Here is a 7,869-nt window from a genome sequence, read left to right as displayed (position 1 = left end):
CGGCGAGGAGGCGGTGGAAAAGGCCGTGGCCGAGCGCCCGGACATCATCTTCCTGGATGTGATCATGCCGGGCATGGACGGCTTCGAGGCCTGTCAGGCGCTGCGCACGCACGAGACGACGCGCGACACCCCCATCATCATGGTCACCACCCGCGGCGAGCCCCAGAACGTGCAGCGGGGCTTCGAGAGTGGCTGCTCCGACTACATCACCAAACCATTCAATGGTAATGAGCTGTTGGACAAGCTCGAGCGGTATCTCGGTCTGTAGAGCGGAGGAGCGCGCGAATGTCACGAGACGAGCAGCCGGAGCACCTCTCCCGACGCGTGCAGGAACTCCAGCAGGAGAACGAGGCGCTGCGCATGCGGACGCGCCTGCTGAGCACCGAGCGACAACGGCTGGAGGCGCGGATGTCGAACCTCGCACAGCTGTGCACCGCCAGCACCCGCTTGAGCGAAGCGGTGACGGACTCGGAGCTGGTGGCCACCTTCGGGGAAATCATCAAGGATCTCATCGGATCGGAAGCCTTCGCCGTCTTCGAGCTCGAGCCGGACGCGTCGACGTTGTCCTGGCTTGGGGGCATGGGGATGGACTCCGAGCGCCTGCGGCGCGTCCCACTCGGAGAGGGTCCTCTCGCTCTCGTGGTCCAGAAGGGGAGGAGCTGGGTGGCCGAGGCCTCGCCGGCCGATGACCTGGCGGTGAGTGCCTGCATCCCCCTGAAACTGGGTACCCAGGTGCTCGGGCTCATCGCCATCTTCCGGCTGTTGCCCCACAAACCGTCCTTCAATGCGGCGGACCAGCTCCTCTTCGAGTTGCTGGAGACGCAAGGGGGGATGGCCCTCCACTGCGCCCGTTGCTCGACCGTCAGGTCATCGCTGACGGGGGGGGGCTGAGGACTCCATGGAGGAAATCGATCGTGCGCTCATCATTGAATCCTTCAGGGATGAAACGGAGGATCTGCTCGCCGAGATGGAGGCGGGCTTGCTGTCCTTCGAGGTCCACCCGCGAGAAGAGGCGCTCCAGACCGTCTTCCGGGGGGCTCACACGCTGAAGGGTCTGGCGGCGTCGCTGGGGTTCACTCCCCTCACCGACTTCGTCCATGTCGTGGAGGATGTGCTGGAGGCGCTGCTGGAGCGGCGGCGGCTGGCGACCGGGGAGCTGGTGACGCTGCTGTTGAGCGCGGTGGACCAGTTGCGTGGACTGACGGGGGCCTCGGTCTCCGGGGAGGCGGAGCTGTCTCCTGGCGCGCGGCGATTGCTGGAGCAACTGGGCGCGCCGGGACTGGCGGGGCTGGTGTCGGTGGGCGCCGAAGGAGCGCCGGAGGAGGCCCGGCGCGTGCGCACGCTCCGGGTGGATGTGGAGAAGCTGGACCGGATCGCCACCCTCACCGGAGAGCTGACCATTGCCCGGGGGCGGCTGACGCAGGTGCTGGCGAAGGGCTCGGCCGAGGAGTCTCAGGCGGTGCACCTCGAGGCGGAGCGGCTGCACCTGGAACTCCAGGAAGAGGTGAGGCGGGTGCGGATGGTGCCCGTGGGCCCGCTCTTCCGGCAGAACCTGCGTGCGATGAGGGAGCTGACGGGAGCCCAGCGCAAGCGGGCGCGGCTGGTGCTGGAGGGCGAGGACGTGGAGGTGGACACCGCGTTGGTGGAGGGGCTGCGCGAGCCACTGCTGCACCTGGTACGCAACGCGGTGGACCACGGCCTGGAAACGCCGGAGGCGCGGCGCGAGGCGGGAAAGGAGTCCTCCGGGACGCTGGTGCTGCGTGCCTTCCACGAGCCGGGGATGCTGGTGGTGCAGCTCTCCGACGATGGCCGGGGCCCGCGCTACGGGCGGCTGCGGGAGAAGGCGCGCGCGTTGGGGCGGGACGCCGAGCGGATGACGAAGGAAGAGTTGGCGGAACTCGTCTTCCTGCCGGGGCTGTCCACCGCGGAGACGGTGACGGAGGTGTCCGGACGCGGGATGGGCATGGACGTGGTGCGCCGCGGCGTGGAGGCCCTGCGGGGCACGGTGACGCTGCACGGCGAGGAGGGGCAGGGCACCACGGTGACGCTGCGGGTACCGTTGACGCTGGCCAGCATCCAGGGCTTCGCGGTGGGCGTGGGCGAGGAGACGTACGTCCTGCCGCTGGAGACGGTGCAGGAGTGCCTGGAGCTGCCGGCGGAGTGGTGCGGACAGTCCGGCGGTGGCGTGCTGAACCTGCGCGGGCAGGCGCTGCCCTACCTGCGGTTGAGGGAGGTGCTCGGCGTGCGGGGTCCCGGTGCGGACCGCGAGAGCGTCGTCGTGCTGGGACACGGCGAGGGCCGCGCGGGGCTGGTGGTGGATGAGCTGTACGGCGAGAGCCAGCGCGTCCTCAAGCCGTTGGATCGACTCTTCCGCAACCTTCCCGGCGTGGCCGGCTCCACCCTCCTCGACAATGGGCGGGTGGGGCTCGTCCTGGATGTGCCCTCGCTCTTGAAGGAGGCCGTGCGGCGGATGGGGTGAGGCGCTCCGCCTACCGGCGGAACCGGTCCGTGGCCTCGACGAGCGCGTGCGTGGTGCCCGGCTCGTACGCCGCGTGCCCCGCGTCCGGGATGATCTTCAGCTCCGCCTCCGGCCAGGCCTTGTGCAACGCCCAGGCGCTCTCGATGGGGCAGCACATGTCATAGCGGCCCTGGACGATGACGCCCGGGATGTGGCGGATGCGGGGCACGTCGTCGAGCAACTGGGTGTCATTGCGCAGGAAGGCGCGATTGACGAAGTAGTGGCACTCGATGCGTGCGAAGGCGAGAGAGAACTCGTCCTCGCCCAGGTGCGCGATGTAGTTCGCGTTGGGCGCGAGGTAGCTGGTACGGCCCTCCCACACGCTCCAGGCCCGCGCCGCCTCCTGGCGCACCTTGGGATCGTCCCCCATCAGCCGCCGGTGGTAGGCCTGGACCAGGTCCCCCCGCTCCTCGGGAGGGATGGGCGCGAGGAAGTCCTCCCACGCGTCTGGGAAGATGGTGTGCGCACCGTGCTGGTAGAACCAACGGATCTCCTGCTGGCGCAGCAGGAAGATGCCGCGCAGCACCAGCTCCGTGACGCGCTCCGGATGCGTCTGGGCGTAGGCGAGCGAGAGCGTGCTGCCCCACGAGCCGCCGAAGACGAGCCACCGCTCGATGCCCAGGTGGCGGCGCAGCGTCTCCATGTCCTCCACGAGGTGCCAGGTGGTGTTCTCCTCCACACTCGCGAAGGGCGTGCTCTTGCCACAGCCGCGCTGGTCGAACAGCACGATGCGGTACGCCGCCGGATCGAAGAAGCGCCGCTGCTTGGGATCCGTGCCACTGCCCGGTCCTCCGTGGACGAAGACCACGGGCTTGCCCTTCGGGTTGCCGCTCTCCTCGAAGTAGAGTTCGTGGAGTGGGGACACGCGGAGGCGGCCGGTGTTGTAGGGCTCGATGGGCGGGTAGAGGGAGCGGGGTGTGTTGGAGGTCATGCCCAGGAGCATATTTGTCCTGAGGCGTGCAGTGGTCCTCGCCGAGCACCCACTCCTCGGGGAGGACCCATGGGGTCGGTGTGTGTGTGGCTCCTCGGCGGTGGAGCGCCCTCGCTCCCGGCCCTGCCCATCCTCGCCGGGGCCATTGCCCCGGACGTGCCCATCGTCATCCTCTACCTGCGCGAGCGCTACCTCCGGGGCCTGCCCGAGGAGCGCATCTGGCGCGAGAGCTACCAGCGCCCCTTCTGGCTCAACCTCATCCACGGCGCCCATTCGCTCCCCCTGGCCCTGGCCGGTGCGCTCGGAGGCCTCGCCCTGGGCTCGGCCGCGCTCACCGCCTTCTTCGCCAGCGTCTTCCTCCACGCGCTCGCCGACCTGCCCGTCCGTGGTGGTTCATCGCCGAGCGGCCCCTGGAGGGCGTGCAGGTGACGGTGGATGGCTTCGTCGAGCGTGGTGCGCCCGTGGTGATGGGCATCGTCGACTCGGTGATGTACCCGGGCACCATCAGCTTCCAGCGCTTCGACTACCCCTCACGCCTGCCCGAGCCCGTGCAGGTGCGCATGCGCGACGTGGCGGTGCGGCTGATGGGGGGCTCCGGCTTCAACCACGCGTGCTTCAACATCGAGATGTTCTACGACTCTCGACGCGACACGGTCCGGGTCATCGAGGTGAACCCGCGCATGTCCTACCAGTTCGCAGATCTCTACGAGCGTGTGGATGGGATGAACACCTACGAGGCACAGCTCGCGCTGGCCACGGGGCGGCAGGTGCCCTGGCGGGCGAGGGCGGGCCGGGATGGGGCGGCGTCGAGCTTCGTGCTGCGCCGGTTCAGCGACGCGCGGGTGGTGCGCGTGCCCTCGAAGCAAGAGCTCGCCGAGCTCCAGGAGCGCTTCCCCGGCACCCTCGTCCAGGTGCTGTGCGAGCCCGGCGAGCGGCTGTCCTCCCATGACCAGGACGTGGGCAGCTTCCACTACGGTATCGTCAACATGGGCGCGCCCACGTACGCCGAGCTGCTCGAACGCTACGCGGAGGTGGAGCGGCGCCTGCGCTTCGAGTTCGCGTAGCCGCGGCGACGCCAGGTTGCGTGGCGCGATCGACGGATTTTCAGCGCTCGAAGACGCCGCTGAGTCAGGGCAACAGGCTGCGGAGGACACGCCAGAGAATCTTGCAGCCGAGGCTCCACGAGCCAGCCTGCTCCTGGGTGAAGGAAAGCAACTGGTCCAGCGACTCACGCTCGTACAAGCGCCCGCCCACGCTCACCAGGGAGATGCGACGCACGAACTGGATGGACTCCAGTGGATTGCCGTCCACCAGCACGAGGTCCGCCCTCTTGCCGGGACGAATGCTGCCGTATTCCCCCGCGCGCCCGAGGAAGAGCGCCGGGTGGAGGGTGGCGGCGCGGAGGGCGTCGCGTGGGGAGAGGCCCGCCTCCACCAGTTCCTCGAGTTCCTGGTGCAGGCTCGCGCCGTAGAACGGGTGGTCCGTGCCCGTCATCACCTTCACTCCCGCGCGGTGGGCGCGTCCGGTGAGCTCCAGGCCCTTGCGGTAGAAGGTGCGGTAGGCGTGCCGTCCCGCGGGGCTGGGGTCCTCCGCCACCGTGTCATCGAGGTCGAAGCGCCAGAAGATGCGGTAGAGCCAGTGCAACGAGCGCAGGTGCGGGTCCTGACGGTAGCCCGTGTCGTCCGCCAGGGCGTCTTCGCGGCGGATGACGTGAGTGGGGCAGAGGAAGGTGTCGTGCGCCCGGAGCATCTCGAGGAGCGCATCGCACCGCTCCGGTTCGTGCTCGTCCACCATTCGCCGCAGCCAGTGGACCCGCGGCTCGCGCGCCAGCATCGCGGCACGAAATCGGTCCGCCTCCGGAAAGCACGCGTAGAGGAGGTCACGTCCGTGCTCGATGCTTCGCTGCCCTGCCTCCACCGCCTCGCGCAGGCTCACCGAGTAGGGGACGTGGCCAGCCACGGGCAGTTCCTGGCGCCGTGCCTCCTCGAGAAGCGCGAAGTACGCCTCGCGGGGCGTCCGGTTGTACATCTTGATGAAATCCGCCCCGCGCGCCTTCTCGTGCGCGACGAAGGCACGCGCCTCGGCGGGAGTGCGCACGTTGAAGAAGGGGGGGAAGGCTTTGTTTCGGGATGACGGCCCTTCCGCGTAGTAGCTCCCAATGGAGACGATGCGGGGGCCGACGAGTGCTCCCCGCTCCACCCGCGCATGGATGTCCCGTTTGTCCGCGACGGTGAGCGCCTGCACCTCGGAGTCGTCCGGCCAGCTGAGCATGTCGCGCAGCCCCGTGACACCGTGTGCCACGTAGAGTGGCAGCTGGAGCTGTTCGGCGCCCCGGATGACGTGGGCGTGCATGTCCCAGAGGCCCGGGATGAGAAACCCGCCCTGTCCCTCCACGAGCCGCACGCCCTCCGGCAGTTGCATTTCCGCGGCCGGGCCGACCGCCTCGATGCGCCCATCGCGGACGAGCACCGTGGCGTTCGGAAGATCCTGCTCGCCCTCCGTGTCCACGACGGTGACGTCGCGGATGGCGAACGACTCCACGCCCGGCGGTGGCGGCGGCGCCTCGAGCGGCCAGAGGACGCCGGCGGTGAAGAGCGCCACCACCCCCGAGAGCAGCAACGCCAGACAGCCGAGAACCCGCCGTCTCCTGGAGAGCCATGTGCGCACGGCCCCGAGATGAGCAGAGCGCCCGAGACGGTGTCAAAGGACTCGAGACGTGGGACTCGAGCCGGGGTCGGGGCAACCAGTGTCCACGGGACGGCATGTCCGGGGGCTAGAAGTCAGCGCCAGGACAGCAGGAGGCCACTTGCTGACGCGACGGTGACCTGCCGGAGGTACGAGCAGGACATGGCATCCCAAGAGCGTGTCGAGACTCTCCGGGTTGAAGAGGAAGTGAAGCCCAGGCTGCGCGGCGTGTCGCACGCGTTCGCGTTCGTGGTGGCGCTCGCCGGGTGCTTCTTCCTGGCCCTGGCCCCGGTGGAGGGCGTGCGTCACCTGGCCGGCATGGTGTTCGGCGTCAGCCTCGTGCTGATGTTCGGCATCAGCGCGACGTACCACTGTCCCAACTGGAGCCCCGCCACCTCCCAGCTCATCCAGCGGCTCGACCATGCGGCCATCTATGGCCTCATCGCGGGGACCTTCACGCCCGTGGCCGCACTGGACGCTGCGGGAGGCGGCTGGGGCCCGTTGCTGCTCTGGGTGATGTGGGCCGCGGCGCTCATGGGCGCCGGGCTCGCGCTGCTGGGCCGCTCCGGGCCACGGGGGCTCCGCTCCGTGCTCTATGTCGTGCTGGGGATGGTGTCGCTCCCGGTGATGCTGCGGCTGCCGGACATCATTGGCCCGGCGCGTGTCGGGTGGCTCGTCTTCGGGGCGGTCATCTATGCCCTGGGCGCCGTCGTCTACGCGCGCAGATGGCCGGACCCCCGCCCCACCGTCTTTGGCTACCACGAGCTGTTCCACCTCATGGTCATCGCCGGGGCCACCGTGCACTACGCCGTCATCCTCGACGTGCTGTGGGGCGGGTGAAGCTGCCTCGTGGCGGGGGATGAGCCTGCCCCGATCGGGGTTCCTGCGGACCGTACGCGGGGGAGGGGAGGGGCTGGCCGCCGAGGATGTTCCAGGGCTCGGTTGGCTGGCGAACGTGACGCGCTGCTGGCGTGTCGGAGGTAGGACACGTTCCGGAAGGACCCGCCCGGAGGCCTCGGGGGGGCCAGCCCATCGTGCGTAGCCTGGGCCTCTTCTTTGCCAAGGAGTGCACGCATGAACCGGATGTCCCGTCAGGGTGTCCTGGCCGTGGCTGTCCTGCTGTCACTGGGGGTCGCCTTCGCGCAGTCGACCAAGGATCCCAAGCCTGGCGGGCAGAAGACGCCCACGCCCAAGGAAACTGGAGACCAGACCTACACCATTCCCATCGTGGCCGAGGAGAGCTTCAAGGCCGTGATGGAGCGGGACATGCGGGAGAAGGCCGGCGTCATGCGCCGCCAGCAGTCACTCCTCGAGTCCCGGTATGACCTGTCCAACCGGTCCTCGAAGCTGATGATGTCGGGCGGTCGCAAGCCCGTGCAGCAGGGGGTCCGCGTCAAGCTGCCGAGCGGGGTGACCTGGGAGCAGCTGGCCGCCATGAGCCCGCAGGAGATCCGCGAGAAGGGCCTCTTCCCGCAGGGCTTCCTGCCGCTGCCCCACGTGAAGCACGCCGTGGGAGGGCAGGTCTTCCCGAAGCAGCAGATCGATGAGATCCGCAAGCAGGAGGGCCGCTCGCTCGAACGCTTCGACGTGGATTTCGACCTGCCCGAGCACCTGACGCCGGAGTTCCCGCCGCCCATCTTCCTCCAGCAGCGGCCCGAGCTGGGGGACGTGTCCCAGGGCAAGGTGCTCACCGTCCGCAACTACTTCGAGATCATGAACGGCAAGCTCACCCCCG

8 protein-coding genes and 1 pseudogene are annotated in these 7,869 nt (G+C 69.1%); 7 read left to right on the top strand and 2 right to left on the bottom strand.

Annotated elements, in window-relative coordinates:
* From VF794_RS18690 to VF794_RS18680, 3 genes are all read left to right on the top strand, one after another.
* On the top strand, positions 1-268 hold a 268-nt coding region (locus tag VF794_RS18690; RefSeq protein WP_331112278.1), incomplete at its 5' end, for a response regulator.
* 17 nt (positions 269-285) lie between these two features.
* Positions 286-891 carry a GAF domain-containing protein gene (locus VF794_RS18685; RefSeq protein WP_331112276.1) on the top strand — a complete coding sequence of 202 codons (606 nt, stop codon included), beginning with the start codon at positions 286-288 and terminating at the stop codon, positions 889-891.
* Between the two features lie 7 nt (positions 892-898).
* Positions 899-2,479, top strand: coding sequence for a chemotaxis protein CheA (locus tag VF794_RS18680; RefSeq protein WP_331112275.1), 1,581 nt, complete (start codon positions 899-901; stop codon positions 2,477-2,479).
* A gap of 10 nt (positions 2,480-2,489) precedes the next feature.
* Here the strand turns inward: VF794_RS18680 and pip are convergent, their stop codons facing one another.
* Entirely contained in the window at positions 2,490-3,449 is a 960-nt protein-coding gene (gene pip, locus VF794_RS18675; RefSeq protein WP_331112273.1) for a prolyl aminopeptidase, read from the bottom strand.
* Positions 3,450-3,518: 69 nt separating this feature from the next.
* On the opposite strand from pip, the gene VF794_RS18670 reads away from it, so the two are divergent.
* A complete protein-coding gene (locus VF794_RS18670) occupies positions 3,519-3,878 on the top strand; it encodes a hypothetical protein (protein WP_331112271.1) in 360 nt (119 codons plus the stop codon).
* Positions 3,869-4,513, top strand: coding sequence for a hypothetical protein (locus VF794_RS18665; protein ID WP_331112269.1), 645 nt, complete (start codon positions 3,869-3,871; stop codon positions 4,511-4,513). The genes VF794_RS18670 and VF794_RS18665 overlap by 10 nt, the downstream gene beginning before the upstream one ends.
* Positions 4,514-4,577: 64 nt before the next feature.
* Here VF794_RS18665 and VF794_RS18660 read toward each other — a convergent pair whose 3' ends face one another.
* A complete protein-coding gene (locus tag VF794_RS18660; protein WP_331112267.1) occupies positions 4,578-6,116 on the bottom strand; it encodes an amidohydrolase family protein in 1,539 nt (512 codons plus the stop codon).
* Positions 6,117-6,296: 180 nt separating this feature from the next.
* Between VF794_RS18660 and trhA the strand changes: the two genes are divergently transcribed.
* The gene (gene trhA / locus VF794_RS18655; protein WP_331112266.1) at positions 6,297-6,974 is read left to right on the top strand and encodes a PAQR family membrane homeostasis protein TrhA; all 678 of its coding nucleotides are present in this window, start codon (positions 6,297-6,299) and stop codon (positions 6,972-6,974) included.
* A gap of 234 nt (positions 6,975-7,208) precedes the next feature.
* Positions 7,209-7,869: pseudogene (locus tag VF794_RS18650) on the top strand (cytochrome B6); the annotation flags it as partial.

The organism is Archangium sp., from assembly GCF_036389735.1.
GTDB lineage: Bacteria > Myxococcota > Myxococcia > Myxococcales > Myxococcaceae > Archangium.
Note: the sequence above shows the minus strand (reverse complement) of the source record. Positions and strands in the feature narration are given on the sequence as shown.